Genomic DNA, 15345 nt, shown 5'->3' on the forward strand with positions numbered 1-15345 from the left:
TGCCAGGTTCCGTGACCCCTTCAACGCGTTGCGCCGGCCCGGCGTGGACGCGCCCTAGCCGGCGTCCGCGATGCCCGCCAGCGCATCGCGCAGCACCGGCAACCGCGACGCCAGCTCCGCCACCCGCGCGGCATCGGCCTCGCGCTGCGGCGCGGCCCACACGGCTTCCGGGAAATGCGTGTCCCAGCGATAGCGCGGAATGATATGCCAGTGCAGGTGCGGCACCATGTTGCCGAAAGCGGCCAGGTTGACCTTGTCTGGCGTCATCACGTCGCGCACCGTGCGCTCCACGCGCGCCACCAGGCGCATCAGCCAGGCCTGGTCCTCGTCGGAGAGGTCGGTCTGCTCGGCCACATGGTCGTTCCAGACCACGCGGCAGAAGCCCGGGAAGCGCTCGTGCTCGACCAGGATGACCCGGGCGCGCTCGCCGCGCCAGACCAGTTCGCCGCCGTCGGACTGGCACAGCGGGCAGGCAGCGGCGCGCGTCACACCAGCACCCGCTCGATGCCGCCCGAGTTGGCCTTGGCGACGTAGTCGGGCATCCAGTTCTCGCCCAGCAGGTGCTTGGCCATCTCGACCACGATGTAGTCGGCCGTGACGGTGGCATCTTCCTTGTAGCGCGACAGGCCTTGCAGGCAGGACGGGCAGCTGGTCAGGATCTTGACGTCACCGGCGAAGCCGTCGGTGCGCAGCTTGTCCGCGCCCCTGGTCATCTCCTCTTCCTTGCGGAAGCGGATCTGCGTGGAGATGTCCGGGCGGCTGACCGCCAGCGTGCCCGATTCGCCGCAGCAACGCTCGTTCTTCTCGATCTTGCCGCCGCCTTCGTTGCCGCCCATCAGCTCGTTGACGAGCTTGGTGGGGTCCATGGTCTTGATCGGGGTGTGGCAGGGATCGTGGTACATGTAGCGCGTACCGGTCACGCCTTCCAGCTTGACGCCCTTCTCGAGCAGGTACTCGTGGATGTCGATGATGCGGCAGCCGGGGAAGATCTTGTCGAATTCATAGCCGGCGAGCTGGTCGTAGCAGGTGCCGCAGCTCACCACCACGGTCTTGATGTCGAGGTAGTTGAGCGTATTGGCGACCCGGTGGAACAGCACCCGGTTGTCGGTGACCATCTTCTCGGCCTTGTCGTACTGGCCGTTGCCGCGCTGCGGGTAGCCGCAGCACAGGTAGCCCGGCGGCAGCACGGTCTGCACGCCCACATGCCACAGCATGGCCTGCGTGGCCAGGCCGACCTGCGAGAACAGCCGCTCCGAGCCGCAGCCCGGGAAGTAGAACACCGCCTCGGTCTCGGGCGAGGTCCGCTTCGGGTCGCGGATGATCGGCACGATCTCGTTGTCCTCGATATCGAGCAGCGCGCGCGCGGTCTTCTTGGGCAGGTTGCCCGGCATCTTCTTGTTGATGAAGTGGATCACCTGCTCCTGCACCGGCGCGCGGCCCACCGTGGCGGGCGGCTGCGCGGTCTGCTTCTTCGCCAGCTTCTTGAGCAGGTCGTTGCCCAGGCGCTGCGCCTTGTAGCCCCAGTCGATCATGACCTTGCGGGTCATGTTGATGGTCTGCGGGCTGGTGGCGTTGAGGAAGAACATCGACGCCGCCGTGCCGGGGTTGAATTTCTTCTGCCCCATCTTGCGCAGCAGGTTGCGCATGTTCATCGACACGTCGCCGAAATCGATCTTGACCGGGCACGGCGTCACGCACTTGTGGCAGACCGTGCAGTGGTCGGCCACGTCGGAGAACTCGTCCCAGTGCTTGATCGAGATGCCGCGCCGGGTCTGCTCCTCGTACAGGAAGGCCTCCACCAGCAGCGAGGTCGCCAGGATCTTGTTGCGCGGGCTGTACAGCAGGTTGGCACGCGGCACGTGGGTGGCGCACACCGGCTTGCACTTGCCGCAGCGCAGGCAGTCCTTGACGCTGTCGGCAATGGCGCCGATATCGCTCTGCTGCATGATGATGGACTCATGCCCCATCAGGCCGAACGACGGCGTGTACGCATTGCGCAGGTCCGCGCCCGGCAGCAGCTTGCCCTTGTTGAAGCGGCCCTGCGGATCCACGCGCTGCTTGTACTGGCGGAACTCGCCGATCTCGTCCTCGGTCAGGAACTCCAGCTTGGTGATGCCGATGCCGTGCTCGCCGGAAATCACGCCGTCGAGCGAGCGCGCCAGCGCCATGATGCGGGCCACCGCGCGGTGGGCGTCCTGCAGCATGTCGTAGTCGTCGGAGTTGACCGGGATGTTGGTGTGCACGTTGCCGTCGCCGGCGTGCATGTGCAGGGCCACGAAGACGCGCCCGCGCAGCACCTGCTTGTGGATCTTCTGCGCCTCGTCCAGGATGGGCTTGAACTCGCCGCCGTTGAAGATATTGCGCAGTTCGGCGCGCACTTCGCTCTTCCACGACACGCGGATGGTGCGGTCCTGCAGCAGGTGGAACACGTTGGCGTCCGGCTGCTGCGCGAGGCGCGCCTCGAAGGCCGGTCCGAGCAGGCCCAGGCCGTGGCCGATCAGCGCGGCGCGCGCGGTGGCCAGCGGCGTGTCGAGGTGGTCCTGCAGGTAGATCCAGCGCGAGCGGATCTCGCGCAGCAACTGCAGCGCGTGCTGCACGCGGTCTTCGAGCAGCTCGGCGCTGGGGATCTCGTTGGCGTCGTCGCTGCGGCCCAGCGGCAGGTTGCCGCGCGCGAAGAAGGCTTCCAGCGCGTCGGTCAGCTTGAGCTTGTTCTTGATCGACAGCTCGATATTGATGCGCTCGATGCCGTCGGTGTACTCGCCCATGCGCGGCAGCGGGATCACCACGTCTTCGTTGATCTTGAAGGCGTTGGTGTGCTTGGCGATGGCGGCGGTGCGGGAACGGTCCAGCCAGAATTTCTTGCGCGCCTCGGGGCTGACCGCGACAAAGCCTTCGCCGCTCTTGCCGTTGGCCATGCGGATGACTTCCGAGGTGGCGCGGGCCACCGCGTCCTGGTCGTCGCCGACGATGTCGCCGATCAGCACCATCTTCGGGAAGGCGTTGCGCTTGCTCTTGGTGGCGTAGCCGACCGCGCGCAGGTAGCGTTCGTCCAGGTGTTCCAGGCCGGCCAGGATGGCACCGCCCGGCGTGCGCGACTCGGCGTCCAGGTAGTCCTTGATCTCGACGATGCTGGGGATGGCGTCGCGGGCCTGGCCGAAGAATTCCAGGCAGACCGTGCGCACGTGCGCCGGCATGCGATGCAGGATCCAGCGGGCGCTGGTGATGATGCCGTCGCAGCCTTCCTTCTGGATGCCGGGCAGGCCGGCCAGGAACTTGTCGGTGACGTCCTTGCCCAGGCCTTCCTTGCGGAACTTGCGCCCTTCGATGGCAAGGGTTTCCGTGCGCAGCGGCTTTTCGCCGGGCGCGCGGTTGCCGTCCGACCACTTCAGCTCGAAGGTGGCGACCGGCACGTCATGGATCTTGCCCAGGTTGTGGTCCAGCCGGGTGACTTCCAGCCAGTTGCCTTCCGGGTCCACCATGCGCCACCAGGCCAGGTTGTCGAGCGCGGTGCCCCACAGCACGGCCTTCTTGCCACCGGCGTTCATGGCCACGTTGCCGCCGATGCACGACGCATCGATCGAGGTCGGGTCGACCGCGAACACCAGCCCTGCCTTGTCGGCGGCATCCGCCACGCGGCGCGTCACCACGCCGGCGCCGGAGAAAATGGTGCCGACCTTGTGCGACACGCCCGGCAGGTCGGTCTGCTCGACCGGCCCGAGCTGTTCCAGCTTCTCGGTGTTGATCACCGCGCTCATCGGCGTCAGCGGCACGGCGCCGCCGGTATAACCGGTGCCGCCTCCGCGCGGGATGATGGTCAGGCCCAGCTCGAAGCAGCCCTTGACCATGCCGGCGATCTCTTCCTCGGTGTCCGGGGTGAGGACGACAAAGGGATATTCCACGCGCCAGTCGGTCGCGTCGGTCACATGCGAGACGCGCGACAGGCCGTCGAACTTGATGTTGTCCTTCTGCGTGATGCGTCCCAGCACGCGCTGGGTGCGCTTGCGCAGCTCGTAGGCGTCGGCGAATTCCTGCTTGAAGTCCTCGATGGCCTGCTTGGCAAAGCTCACCAGCTGCTCGACGCGGTGGGAACGGCCTTCGGCGGCCGGCTCGGCGTGCTCGGCACGGTCGGCGGCACGGCGCTTCTCCACTTCGGACAGGCGGTGATGCAGCGCCGTCACCAGCATCTGGCGGCGCTTGGGATTCTCGAGCAGGTCGTCCTGCAGGTACGGGTTGCGGCGCACCACCCAGATATCGCCCAGGACTTCGTACAGCATGCGGGCCGAGCGGCCGGTGCGGCGTTCGCTCCGCAGTTCGTCCAGGATGCGCCAGGCCTCTTCGCCCAGCAGCCGGATGACGATCTCGCGATCCGAGAAAGACGTGTAGTTATAGGGGATCTCACGCAGGCGCGGCGGGGCATCCTGCGCGGCGAGTTTGGCATCGAGCACGAGTGGGGCGTTCATGGGGAGGGACCGCTACCTGTAGCGCACGGGGACGGTGCGCCGGATCGTCTTTAAAGGGCAATTGTACTTCAAGGCCTGCTTTCGCCGCACCGCAGCATGCGGGAATGGAATACCCCCCGCCGCTCCCGCCAACCCGCCCGCACCCGCGAATCCGCTCTAGAACAGGCTTCTGAGGCCGGCGCCGATACCACGCCAGAAGCTGTCCGGCACCGTCAGCAGGGCGCCGGTCATGGCGAGGTAGCGCAGGAACTTGCCGATCGCCATGTATACAAGGCTAGGCCAGAATGGCAGCCGCAACCACCCCGCCAATGTGCACAGAGGATCACCAATACCCGGCAGCCAGGAGGCCAGCAGGGTGGGCGGGCCCAGGCGGCGCATCCAGCGGAAGTAGCGCTTGTCGAGCGCCGGCCTGCGCGGCTGGCGCGGATGGCGCCGGTGCTCCGCGTGCTCCGTTTCGTGCTCGCGCTGCTGGCGATGCTTGCGGTAGCGCACCAGCGCCAGCTTGGCCGCGTAGCCCAGCCACCAGTCGATGGCGCCGCCGATGGTGTTGCCCAGCGTGGCCACCACGATAGCCGGCCAGAACATGTGGGGGTTGAGCTTGATGTAGCCGAATACGGCCGGCTCGGAGCCCAGCGGCAGCAGCGTGGCCGATATCAGGCTGACCACGAAGATGGCCGGCAGCCCCACCTTGGGCAGGGCCACGGTGCCGAACAACCAGTCGATGAAGCCTTCCATGGGCAAAAGCCGTCCTGTAGTGCCGCGCTGCCCCGGGGCCCGCCGCAAGGGGGCAACCCGCATGGCATACACGGTTGATTTGTGATTAACTGTTAGAGCCTGACGCGGATAAACGTTCGCGGTCCAGTCGCGGTCTGGCCGTTTTTTGCCGCATGGATTCCATTGTCGGCGCCCGCCGCACCCTAGCAGCCGCAGCACCCGCAGTACCAACATCACGAAATAGCCGTCACCAGCAAACGGCAGTAACGCGTCGTGGCCAGTCCCGCGCAGCATTTCGGGATTCGCGGATTGGTCATGCACGTGTCCACCCACATGGAGACAAGCATGGCGATTCCTATCCGCCTGACCGTCAACGGCCGCATCATCGACGCCCAGGTAGACCCCACCACCCTTCTCGTCCAGTTCCTGCGCGAGCACCTCCGGCTCACCGGCACCCATGTGGGCTGCGACACCGCCCAGTGCGGCGCCTGCACCGTGCACCTGGACGGCCGCGCGGTCAAGTCGTGCAACCTGCTGGCAGCCCAGGCGGACGGCACCACCATCACCACCATCGAGGGCCTGGCCCCCGAAGGCCAGCTCCACCCGATGCAGGAAGCCTTCCGCAACTGCCACGGCCTGCAGTGCGGCTTCTGCACGCCCGGCATGGTGATGAGTGCCACCGCGCTCGTCAAGGCGCAGCCGAATGCCGACGCCACCGCCATCCGCGCGCAGCTCGACGGCAACCTGTGCCGCTGCACCGGCTACCACAATATCGTGCGCGCCGTGCAGGAAGGCCAGGCTGCGATGCGTGGCGCCACCGCCAGCGCCGAATAAGGGGACAGCCATGAACGCACCCGACAACCAGCACCTCATCGGCGCCTCGGTCAGGCGCAAGGAAGACTACCGCTTCCTGACCGGCAACGGCCAGTACACCGACGACGTCGTCCTGCCGCAGCAGAGCTACGGCTACTTCCTGCGCTCGCCGCACGCGCACGCGCGCATCGCCTCCATCGACAAGACCGAGGCCCTGGCCTCGCCCGGCGTGATCGCCATCTTCACCGGCGACGACATCGCCGCCGACAAGGTCGGCGGCCTGCCCTGCGGCTGGCTGATCCACAGCATCGACGGCAGCCCGATGAAGGAGCCGCCGCACCCGGTGCTGGCGCAAGGCAAGGCCCGCCACGTGGGCGACCAGGTCGCGCTGGTGGTGGCCGAGACCCTGCAGCAGGCCAAGGACGCCGCCGAAAAGATCGAGGTGGACTACGAAGAGCTGGAAGCCGTGGTCCACACCGCGCAGGCCGCGTCCGCCGGTGCGCTGGTGCACGACGACGTGCCGCAGAACACCAGCTATGTGTGGGGCCACGGCGACCGCGCCGCCACCGACGCCGCCTTCGCCAGGGCCGCGCACGTGACGACGCTGGATATCGTCAACAACCGCCTGATCCCGAACGCCATCGAGCCGCGCGCCGTCAACGCCAGCTACACCCGGCAAGATGACAGCTACACCGTCTACGTCGCCAACCAGAACCCGCACGTGGAACGCCTGCTGATGGGCGCCTTCGTGCTGGGCCTGCCCGAATCGCGGCTGCGCATCATCGCACCGGACGTCGGCGGCGGCTTCGGCTCCAAGATCTTCCTGTACGCGGAAGACGTGGCGCTGACCTGGGCCTCGAAGAAGGTAAAGCGCCCGATCAAATGGACCGCCGAGCGCTCGGAATCCTTCCTCACCGACGCGCACGGGCGCGACCACGTCACCAAGGCCGAACTGGCGCTGGATGCCGACGGCAAGTTCCTGGCGATGCGGGTGCACACCACCGCCAACATGGGCGCATACCTCTCGACCTTCGCTTCGAGCGTGCCCACCATCCTCTACGCCACGCTGCTGGCCGGGCAGTACACCACGCCTGCCATCTACGCCGAGGTGCGTGCCGTATTCACCAACACCGCGCCGGTGGACGCCTACCGCGGCGCCGGACGCCCGGAAGCCACCTATGTGGTCGAGCGGCTGGTGGAAGCCGCCGCGCGCGAGCTGAAGATGGACCCGGCCGAACTGCGCCGCAAGAACTTCATCCGCGAGTTCCCCTATGCCACCCCGGTCGGCCTGACGTACGACACCGGCGACTACGAGCCGTGCCTGGCGCGCGCGCAGGAACTCGCCGACGTGAAGGGTTTCCCCGCGCGCAGGGACGAAGCAAAGCAGCGCGGCAAGCTGCGCGGCCTGGGCTATTCCTGCTACATCGAGGCCTGCGGGCTGGCGCCTTCGAATATCGCCGGCGCGCTGGGCGCGCGCGCGGGGCTGTTCGAAGTGGGCGAGATCCGTGTCCACCCGACCGGCACCGTGACGGTGTTCACCGGCTCGCACAGCCATGGCCAAGGGCATGAAACCACCTTCGCGCAGGTGGTGGCGGACCGCCTGGGCATCGCGCTCGACGCGGTGGAGATCGTGCACGGCGATACGGGCCGCGTGCCCTTCGGCATGGGCACCTATGGCTCGCGCTCGCTGGCGGTGGGCGGCTCGGCCATCATGAAGGCGCTCGACAAGATCGAGGCCAAGGCCAAGAAGATCGCGGCCCACCTGCTGGAAGCCTCCGATGCCGACATCGAGTTCAAGGACGGCGTATTCAGCGTGGCCGGCACCGACCGCAGCAAGACCTTCGGCGAGATCGCGCTGACGGCCTACGTGCCGCACAACTATCCGCTCGACAAGCTCGAACCCGGCCTCAACGAGAACGCCTTCTACGACCCGACCAACTTCACCTACCCGTCCGGCGCCTATATCTGCGAGGTGGAAGTGGACCCGGACACCGGCGAGAGCCATGTGGTCAAGTTCACCGCGGTGGACGATTTCGGCAACATCATCAACCCGATGATCGTGGAAGGGCAGGTGCACGGCGGCATTGGCCAGGGGCTCGGCCAGGCGATGCTGGAGCAATGCATCTACGACGACAGCGGCCAGCTGCTGACCGGCTCCTACATGGACTACGCCATGCCGCGCGCCGACGACCTGCCGGACTTCACCGTGGAGACCGCCAAGGGCACGCCCTGCACGCACAACCCGCTGGGTGTGAAGGGCTGCGGGGAGGCCGGCGCCATCGGCTCGCCGCCGGCCTTCATCAATGCGCTGGTGGATGCGCTCGCGCCGCTGGGCGTGCGCGACATCCAGATGCCCGCCACGCCGCATCGCGTGTGGCAGGCGATCCGCCAAGCGCAAACCGCCAACTGAATCGGAGGCAGACCATGTACGCATTCAATTTCGAACGCGCCGCCGATGCCAAGTCCGCGGTGGCCCGGCTCAAGGCCGATGCCGACGCCAAGTTCCTCGGCGGCGGCCAGAGCCTGCTGGCCGCGATGAAGCTGCGGCTGGCGGCGCCTTCGGCGCTGGTGGACGTGTCGCGCATCGCCGGCATGGCCGATATCCGCATGGACAACGGCGAACTGGTGATCGGCGGGGCCGCGCGCCATGCCGATGTGGCGGCCAGTGCCGAGGTGGCCAGGGCGATTCCCGCGCTGGCCGCGCTGGCGGGCGGCATCGGCGATCGCCAGGTGCGCGCCATGGGCACGCTGGGCGGCTCGCTGGCCAACGACGATCCCGCCGCCTRCTATCCGGCCGCGGTGCTTGCCCTGAACGCCACGGTGGTGACCGACCGCCGCAATATCACCGCCGACAACTTCTTCAAGGGGCTCTACGAAACGGCGCTCGAACCCGACGAACTGATCACCGCGGTACGGTTCCCGCTGCCCGAGCAGGCTGCCTATGTGAAGTTCCGCAACCCGGCCTCGCGTTTCGCGCTGGTGGGCGTGATGGTGGCGCGCTTCGGCAAGACGGTACGCGTGGCGGTCACCGGCGCGGCCGACAGCGTGTTCCGCTGCGCGCCGCTGGAGCAGGCGTTGTCCGCCAGCTTCACGCCGGCCGCGGCGCGCGCGGCGACAGTGGATGCGAGCCGGCTGAGCACCGACCTGCACGCGTCGGCGGAGTACCGGGCGCATCTGATCCCGGTGCTGGCTGCCAGGGCGGTGGAACAGGCCAGCCAGGGCTGAGGCAAGGCGGGCGCCTTCGCCGTATCGGGCGCCCGCCCTCTCCCCCGGCCCCGCTCCCGCAAGTGGGCAAGCAGGAGAGGGGAACGGACCGACCGCGGGCAGGAAGCGCGGGAGGACCGTACAGAGAAGCGGGCGGCCCGCCGGCTTTCTCCTCTCTCCCGTCCACGGCAGCAGCGCCGGGGGAGAGGGCAGGCACTCACAGCGCCAACCGCCTATCACATCGAATCACCGCCCTTTCCAGCACCCGGCATCACATCCCACCATGCTCCCCACGTCCATCGACCACACCGCCGCCCTGCTGGAGGCGCAGCAATATTTCGCCGACCGCGAGACCGCCACCGTGCTCTACCTGGCGCTTCGCATGCAACGCCCGCTCTTCCTGGAAGGCGAGCCCGGCGTAGGCAAGACGGCGCTGGCGCGCGCCATCGCGGGCGCGCTCGGCACGCGGCTGCTGCGCCTGCAATGCTACGAAGGCCTGGATGCGTCCAGCGCGCTGTACGAATGGGACTATCCGCGCCAGATCATGGCGCTGCGCCTGGCGGAGGCGCGCGGCGAGCGGCCCGAGGCGCAATCGCTCTACCATGACGATTTCCTGCTCAAGCGTCCCCTGCTGGAATCGCTGCTGCCCGACCCGGCGGCGCCGGACATGCCGCGCGTGCTGCTGATCGACGAGATCGACCGTGCCGACGAGCCGTTCGAGGCCTTCCTGCTGGAAGTGCTGTCCGAATACCAGGTCTCGATTCCCGAGATCGGCGTGGTGCAGGCCGAGCAAGCCCCGCTGATCGTGGTCACGTCCAACCGCACCCGCGAGGTGCACGACGCACTCAAGCGCCGCTGCCTGTACCAGTGGATGGGCTATCCGCAGCGCGAGCGCGAACTGCAGATCGTGGCCGCGCGCGCGCCAGAGGCCGCGGCCGCGCTGCAGCACGAGGCCATCGACTTCGTCCACGGATTGCGCGGCATCGATCTGTTCAAGGCGCCCGGCATCGCCGAGGCGATCGACTGGTGCCGCGCGCTGGCCGCGCTCGGCGTGACCGAGCTCGACCCGCAATCGGTGCGCGACACCCTGGGCGTGCTGCTGAAGTACCAGGACGACCTGGCCCGCGTGGACGGCCCCACCGTGGCCGAACTGCTGGCCAGCCCGCCGGGAGCCTGAGGCATGCCGAGGCTGCATCCGGACGCCAGGCCCGCCGGCACGCCCGTCGGCGGCACCCTGCCCATGCTGGCGCGCAACGTCACGCACTTCGTGCGGCTGCTGCGCGACGCCGGCTTCGCGCTATCCCCCGCGCACGCGGTGGATACGCTGCTGGCGCTGCAGTACGTCGACATCGGCCAGCGCGGCGAAGTGCGCGCGGCGATGGCGGCGCTGATGGTCAACGGCCCCGACCAGCGGCCCCTGTTCGATGCCGCCTTCGACCTGTTCTGGCGCGACCCCGACTGGGAGGGCAAGCTGCGCGCCCTGCTGCTGCCGCGCGTGGACGCCGGGGCCCCGCCGCCGCAGCGCAGCAACCGCCTGGCCGACGCCCTTGCCGCGCAGCGCCCGCCCCAGGCCAGCCAGCGCGGCAAGGAGAACGAGGAACGCTTCACTGCGCCGCTCACCTTCTCGGCGCAGGAACGGCTTGCCAGGCGCGACTTCGAGACGCTTGGCGCCGAGGAATGGCGCGCACTGCAGCATATGATCCGCTCCCGCCACACGCGGCTGGCCACCGAGCGCACGCGCCGGCTGCGCCCCGCCGCCAGCGGCCCGCGCGCCGACCTGCGCGCCAGCGCGCGGCTGGCGGTGCGCCAGCAAGGCGAGTGGCTGCGCTGGAAATTCCGCCGCCATGCCGAACGCCGGCCGCCCCTGGTGCTGCTGCTCGACATCTCCGGCTCGATGAGCCAGTACTCGCGCGCGGTACTCTACTTCTGCCACGCGCTGACGCAGTCGCGCGAGCGCCTCTCGGTCTTCCTGTTCGGCACCCGCCTGACCAATATCACCCGCTCGCTGCGCGAACGCGACCCCGACGAGGCGGTCGAGGCGATCACCGGCCAGGTGCGCGACTGGGCCGGCGGCACCCGCATCGGCGCGGCGCTGGCCACCTTCAACCGGCAATGGGCGCGCCGCACGCTGTCCGGCCGCGCCACCGTGCTGCTGGTCACCGATGGCCTCGACCATGAGGATATCGACCTGCTCGGCACGGAAATGGCGCGCCTGCGCCGCTTCGCCCATCGCATCCTCTGGCTCAATCCGCTGCTGCGCTACCCGGGCTTCACCCCCCAGGCGCGTGGCGTGCAGGCCATCCTGCCGCACGTGGATGCGCTGCGCTCGGCACACAACCTGGACAGCCTGTTCGCGCTCGAATCATTGCTGGCCGAGCCCCGTCATGAACTGCCCGCCTTCGCGCCGCCCGCCGCGCGCGACGCCATGCCCGCCATGCGGACAACGCCCGGCAGGCACAACAAGGAGACCGCCCCACCATGGAAATGACACAGACACGGCAACTGCCGGTGGCCCAGCAAGCCGCCTGGGAAGCCCTCAACGATACTGCCCTGCTCAAGCAGTGCATCCCAGGATGTGAGAGCATCGAGGCTGACGGCGACAACGACAACGCCTACCTGCTGGCGCTGACCGCCGCGGTAGGCCCGGTCAAGGCGCGCTTCAAGGGGCGCATGGCCCTGCAGGACATCCAGGCACCCGACAGCTACACCATCCAGTTCGACGGCCAGGGCGGCGCGGCCGGCTTCGGCAAGGGCAGCGCGCGCGTGACGCTGGCGCCCGAGGGCGACCACACGCTGCTGACCTACACGGTCAGCGCCCAGGTCGGCGGCAAGATCGCGCAGATCGGCTCGCGGCTGGTGGATGCGGCGGCGCGCAAGATGGCCGACGCCTTCTTCGACCGCCTTACCGCGGCGCTGGGAGGCGCCACGCAAGCGGATGCCGGTACCGGAGACGATGTCGCCAGGGACGAGGTGGCGCCCGCCGAGGGCAGCGCACCCGATGAACAGAACGGTGAGACAAAGCGGAAACGATCATGGACAGCGTGGATCTCGAAGTCCTGAAGTGCAGCGTGCGCTGGCTGGCCGAAGGCCACCGCGCGCTATTGGTGACGGTGGTCAGGACCTGGGGCTCCTCGCCCCGCCCGGAGGGCGCCATGCTGGCGGTGCGCGATGACGGCCTGGTGGTCGGCTCGGTATCGGGCGGCTGCATCGAGGACGACATCATCGACCGGGTGCGCCGCGAAGGCATCGCCGGCTCACGCCCGGAGGCCGTCAAGTACGGTATCAGCGCCGAGGAAGCGCACCGCTTCGGCCTGCCCTGCGGCGGCACCATCGAACTGGTGAGCGAGCCGCTGAGCGCGGTCAGCGGCCTGGAAGACCTGCTCGCCGCCGTGGAAAACGGCAGGCTGGTGGCGCGCACGCTGGACATGGCCACCGGCCGCGCCACGCTCGGCCACGCCGAGGCCGCCGACGGGCTGTCGTTCGACGGCAGCACCCTGCTCACCATCCACGGGCCGCGCTACCGCATGCTCGTGATCGGCGCCGGACAACTCTCGAAATACCTGTCGCAGATCGCGGTGGGCCTGGGCTTCCAGGTCACCGTGTGCGATCCGCGCGAGGAATACACCGAGACCTGGGACATCCCCGGCGTCACCATGGTGCGCACCATGCCGGACGACACGGTGATGGACATGAAGCTCGACGAGCGCAGCGCCGTGATCGCCGTCACCCACGATCCCAAGCTCGACGACCTGGCCCTGATGGAGGCGCTGCGCACGCGCGCCTTCTACGTGGGCGCGCTGGGTTCGCGCCGCAACAACCAGGCGCGCCGCGAGCGGCTCAAGGAATTCGATCTCAACGAAGTGCAGCTGGCGCGGCTGCACGGCCCGGTCGGCATCTATATCGGCAGCCGCACGCCGCCGGAGATCGCCATCTCGATCCTGGCCGAAGTGGTGGCCGCCAAGAACCACGTGTCGCTGCCCGACATCCTGCAGGTCGAAGGCGCCAAGGCCGCCCGCGAACTGGCGGCGGACGCCGGCAGTTCCTGCGGCACCGACCAGTGACCAGTCGCTCCGACGGCGCCGACCCGCTGGCCGGCCCCATCAGCGACGCCACCAAGGTGGTGTTCAACGCCGCCGAGCCGCCCACCGGGATCTTGCTGGCAGCGGGCTTCGGCCGCCGCTTCGACGCCAGCGGCAGGCAGAACAAGCTGCTCGCCAGGCTGCCGGACGGCCAGACCGTGGCCGGGCGCAGCGCGCGCTCCCTGGCCAACACCCTGCCCGGTGCCCTGGCGGTGATCCGCCCGGGCCACGCCGAGCTGGCGGCCGAATTGAGGCAGGCCGGCTGCCGCGTGCTCGAAGCGCCGGCCGCCGAGGCGGGCATGGGCGCGGCGCTGGCCGCGGCGGTCGCCGCCACGGCGCAAGCGCGCGGCTGGGTGGTGGCGCTCGCCGACATGCCGTGGCTGCCAGCCGGACTGGTGCGCGCGGTGGCGCTCACCATCACCACGCCCGACGCCATCGCCGCGCCCTGGCGCGATGGCCGGCGCGGGCACCCGGTGGGATTTGGGGCCGCCTGGCGCGACACGCTGCTCAGGCTGGACGGCGACGAAGGCGCGCGCGCCTTGCTCAAGACGCAGGCGGTGATACGGATCCTGACCGAGGATGACGGCGCCTTCAGGGACGTGGATGTCGCCGGGGACCTGGAAGGCTGACCACAGCCTTCCGGCGGGCGGCGCGCCTTAGTTGGCGTCCGCCTCGCTCAGCGCCCGCAGGTACTCCCGCCGCCACCAGTGCACGTCCTGCGCGCGGATGCGTTCCAGCAGTTTCTGGTGGCGCGACTGGCGCTCGGCCAGCGGCATGTGCAGCGCCTGCTGGATCGCCTGGGCGGTGGCGTTGATATCGTAGGGATTGACCAGCAGGGCCTCGCGCAACTGCTCGGCGGCACCGGCAAAGCGCGACAGCACCAGCACGCCGGGATCGTCCGGGTCCTGCGCGGCGACGAACTCCTTGGCCACCAGGTTCATGCCGTCGCGCAAGGGCGTGACCAGGGCCACGCGGCAGGCGCGGCACAGGCCCGGCAGGCGGCGCCGCGCCGTGGTGCGGTGGATGTAGCGCACCGGCATCCAGTCCAGCTCGCCATACTCGCCGTTGATGGCGCCCGACAGCCCCTCCATCTCGCGCCGCAGGTCCGCGTAGGCGTCCACCGTCTCGCGCGACGGCGCGGCAATCTGGATCAGCGTGGCGCTGCGGCGGTTCTCGGGATACTGCGCCATCAGCGCGCGCACCGCCTTGAGGCGCTGGGGCAGGCCCTTGGAATAATCCAGGCGGTCGATGCCGAGCAAGAGCCGGCGCGTGGCGTACTGGCCCCGCATCATCTCGTAGGTCTCGCGCGATTCCTCGCCGCGGCCCAGCGCAGCGAACTCGTCCACGTCGATGCCGATCGGGAAGGCCTGCGCGCGCACCGTGCGGTGGAAGGCGCGGAAGCGGTTGTCGCCCATCGGCTCGGCCTGCGCCTCGCGCTGCACGTAGCGCGAGAAATGCTCCAGGTCCAGCTGGCTCTGGAAGCCGATCAGGTCATAGGCGAACAGCGCGCGCATCAGCCATTCGTGCTGCGGGATCGCGGCCAGGATCAGCGGCGGCGGCAACGGGATATGCAGGAAAAAGCCGATGCGCTGGCCGCAGCCCATGGCGCGCAGCTCGGACGCCAGCGGGATCAGGTGGTAGTCGTGGATCCAGATCACGTCGTCGGGGCGCAGCAGCGGCGCGAGCTTGCGCGCGAACAGCTGGTTGACGCGCCGGTACACGTTCAGATGCGCGGAATCGAAGTCCGCCAGGTCGATGCGATAGTGGAACACCGGCCACAGCACGCCGTTGCTATACCCCTGGTAATACGAGTCGTGGTCCTCGCGGCACAGGTCCACCGTGGCCAGCGTGACATTGCCCGCCTGCTGGATATGCAGTTCGCCCTCGCCCGGCGTGCCGCCCTGCGCCGCCTCCACGGTCTTGCCGCTCCAGCCGAACCAGACCCCGCCGGTGGCCTTGAGCGCCTCGCCCAGCGCCACCGCCAGTCCGCCCGCGGCAATGTTGCGGGGATCGGCCACGCGATTGGATACCGCAACTAGTCTGCCCATATCGTCCTTTGTCGTTCCACGCCCGGC

Annotated in this window: 12 protein-coding genes; 8 read left to right on the forward strand and 4 right to left on the reverse strand. The window is 68.9% G+C overall.

What is annotated here, in order from left to right; all coding sequences use genetic code 11:
• Nucleotides 1-54 precede the first annotated feature (54 nt).
• The 3 genes from AB4Z48_RS09315 to AB4Z48_RS09325 form a co-directional block, all read right to left on the reverse strand.
• Nucleotides 55-489, reverse strand: coding sequence for an HIT family protein (locus tag AB4Z48_RS09315; RefSeq protein WP_441613635.1), 435 nt, complete (start codon nt 487-489; stop codon nt 55-57).
• Complete coding sequence (locus tag AB4Z48_RS09320) at nt 486-4460, reverse strand: DUF3683 domain-containing protein (RefSeq protein WP_441613636.1); 3975 nt, start codon at nt 4458-4460, stop codon at nt 486-488. Before AB4Z48_RS09320 ends, AB4Z48_RS09315 begins: the two co-directional genes overlap by 4 nt.
• A gap of 156 nt (nt 4461-4616) precedes the next feature.
• Nucleotides 4617-5195, reverse strand: a complete 579-nt coding sequence (locus tag AB4Z48_RS09325) for a YqaA family protein (RefSeq protein WP_441613637.1) — start codon at nt 5193-5195, stop codon at nt 4617-4619.
• Between the two features lie 324 nt (nt 5196-5519).
• Between AB4Z48_RS09325 and AB4Z48_RS09330 the strand changes: the two genes are divergently transcribed.
• The 8 genes from AB4Z48_RS09330 (at nt 5520) to AB4Z48_RS09365 (ending at nt 13899) form a co-directional block, all read left to right on the forward strand.
• On the forward strand, nt 5520-6008 hold the full coding sequence (locus AB4Z48_RS09330; protein WP_441613638.1) for a (2Fe-2S)-binding protein: 489 nt from the start codon (nt 5520-5522) through the stop codon (nt 6006-6008).
• Between the two features lie 10 nt (nt 6009-6018).
• Nucleotides 6019-8397: a xanthine dehydrogenase family protein molybdopterin-binding subunit gene (locus AB4Z48_RS09335; protein WP_441613639.1), complete on the forward strand. Its 2379-nt coding sequence runs from the start codon at nt 6019-6021 to the stop codon at nt 8395-8397.
• Nucleotides 8398-8411: 14 nt separating this feature from the next.
• The gene (locus tag AB4Z48_RS09340) at nt 8412-9212 is read left to right on the forward strand and encodes an FAD binding domain-containing protein (RefSeq protein WP_441613640.1); all 801 of its coding nucleotides are present in this window, start codon (nt 8412-8414) and stop codon (nt 9210-9212) included.
• Nucleotides 9213-9474: 262 nt separating this feature from the next.
• The gene (locus tag AB4Z48_RS09345; RefSeq protein WP_441613641.1) at nt 9475-10368 is read left to right on the forward strand and encodes an AAA family ATPase; all 894 of its coding nucleotides are present in this window, start codon (nt 9475-9477) and stop codon (nt 10366-10368) included.
• A 3-nt stretch (nt 10369-10371) separates the two neighbouring features.
• Nucleotides 10372-11679: a vWA domain-containing protein gene (locus AB4Z48_RS09350; protein WP_441613642.1), complete on the forward strand. Its 1308-nt coding sequence runs from the start codon at nt 10372-10374 to the stop codon at nt 11677-11679.
• Complete coding sequence (locus AB4Z48_RS09355) at nt 11670-12251, forward strand: CoxG family protein (protein ID WP_441613643.1); 582 nt, start codon at nt 11670-11672, stop codon at nt 12249-12251. Before AB4Z48_RS09350 ends, AB4Z48_RS09355 begins: the two co-directional genes overlap by 10 nt.
• Nucleotides 12224-13252 (forward strand): XdhC family protein, encoded by a 1029-nt coding sequence (locus AB4Z48_RS09360; RefSeq protein ID WP_441613644.1) that lies wholly within the window; start codon nt 12224-12226, stop codon nt 13250-13252. Before AB4Z48_RS09355 ends, AB4Z48_RS09360 begins: the two co-directional genes overlap by 28 nt.
• Nucleotides 13253-13290: 38 nt before the next feature.
• Nucleotides 13291-13899 carry a nucleotidyltransferase family protein gene (locus AB4Z48_RS09365; protein ID WP_441613820.1) on the forward strand — a complete coding sequence of 203 codons (609 nt, stop codon included), beginning with the start codon at nt 13291-13293 and terminating at the stop codon, nt 13897-13899.
• A 27-nt stretch (nt 13900-13926) separates the two neighbouring features.
• Here AB4Z48_RS09365 and otsA read toward each other — a convergent pair whose 3' ends face one another.
• A complete protein-coding gene (gene otsA / locus AB4Z48_RS09370; RefSeq protein ID WP_441613645.1) occupies nt 13927-15318 on the reverse strand; it encodes an alpha,alpha-trehalose-phosphate synthase (UDP-forming) in 1392 nt (463 codons plus the stop codon).
• Nucleotides 15319-15345: the final 27 nt, after the last annotated feature.

This window comes from Cupriavidus sp. 2TAF22, from assembly GCF_052115045.1.
Taxonomy (GTDB): domain Bacteria; phylum Pseudomonadota; class Gammaproteobacteria; order Burkholderiales; family Burkholderiaceae; genus Cupriavidus.

Coding starts and splice junctions, on each gene's coding strand:
- AB4Z48_RS09320 (WP_441613636.1), bottom strand. CDS start 4,460: ATGAACGCCCCACTCGTGCTCGATGCCAAACTCGCCGCGCAGGATGCC.
- otsA (WP_441613645.1), bottom strand. CDS start 15,318: ATGGGCAGACTAGTTGCGGTATCCAATCGCGTGGCCGATCCCCGCAAC.
- AB4Z48_RS09325 (WP_441613637.1), bottom strand. CDS start 5,195: ATGGAAGGCTTCATCGACTGGTTGTTCGGCACCGTGGCCCTGCCCAAG.
- AB4Z48_RS09355 (WP_441613643.1), top strand. CDS start 11,670: ATGGAAATGACACAGACACGGCAACTGCCGGTGGCCCAGCAAGCCGCC.
- AB4Z48_RS09345 (WP_441613641.1), top strand. CDS start 9,475: ATGCTCCCCACGTCCATCGACCACACCGCCGCCCTGCTGGAGGCGCAG.
- AB4Z48_RS09350 (WP_441613642.1), top strand. CDS start 10,372: ATGCCGAGGCTGCATCCGGACGCCAGGCCCGCCGGCACGCCCGTCGGC.
- AB4Z48_RS09335 (WP_441613639.1), top strand. CDS start 6,019: ATGAACGCACCCGACAACCAGCACCTCATCGGCGCCTCGGTCAGGCGC.
- AB4Z48_RS09330 (WP_441613638.1), top strand. CDS start 5,520: ATGGCGATTCCTATCCGCCTGACCGTCAACGGCCGCATCATCGACGCC.
- AB4Z48_RS09360 (WP_441613644.1), top strand. CDS start 12,224: ATGGACAGCGTGGATCTCGAAGTCCTGAAGTGCAGCGTGCGCTGGCTG.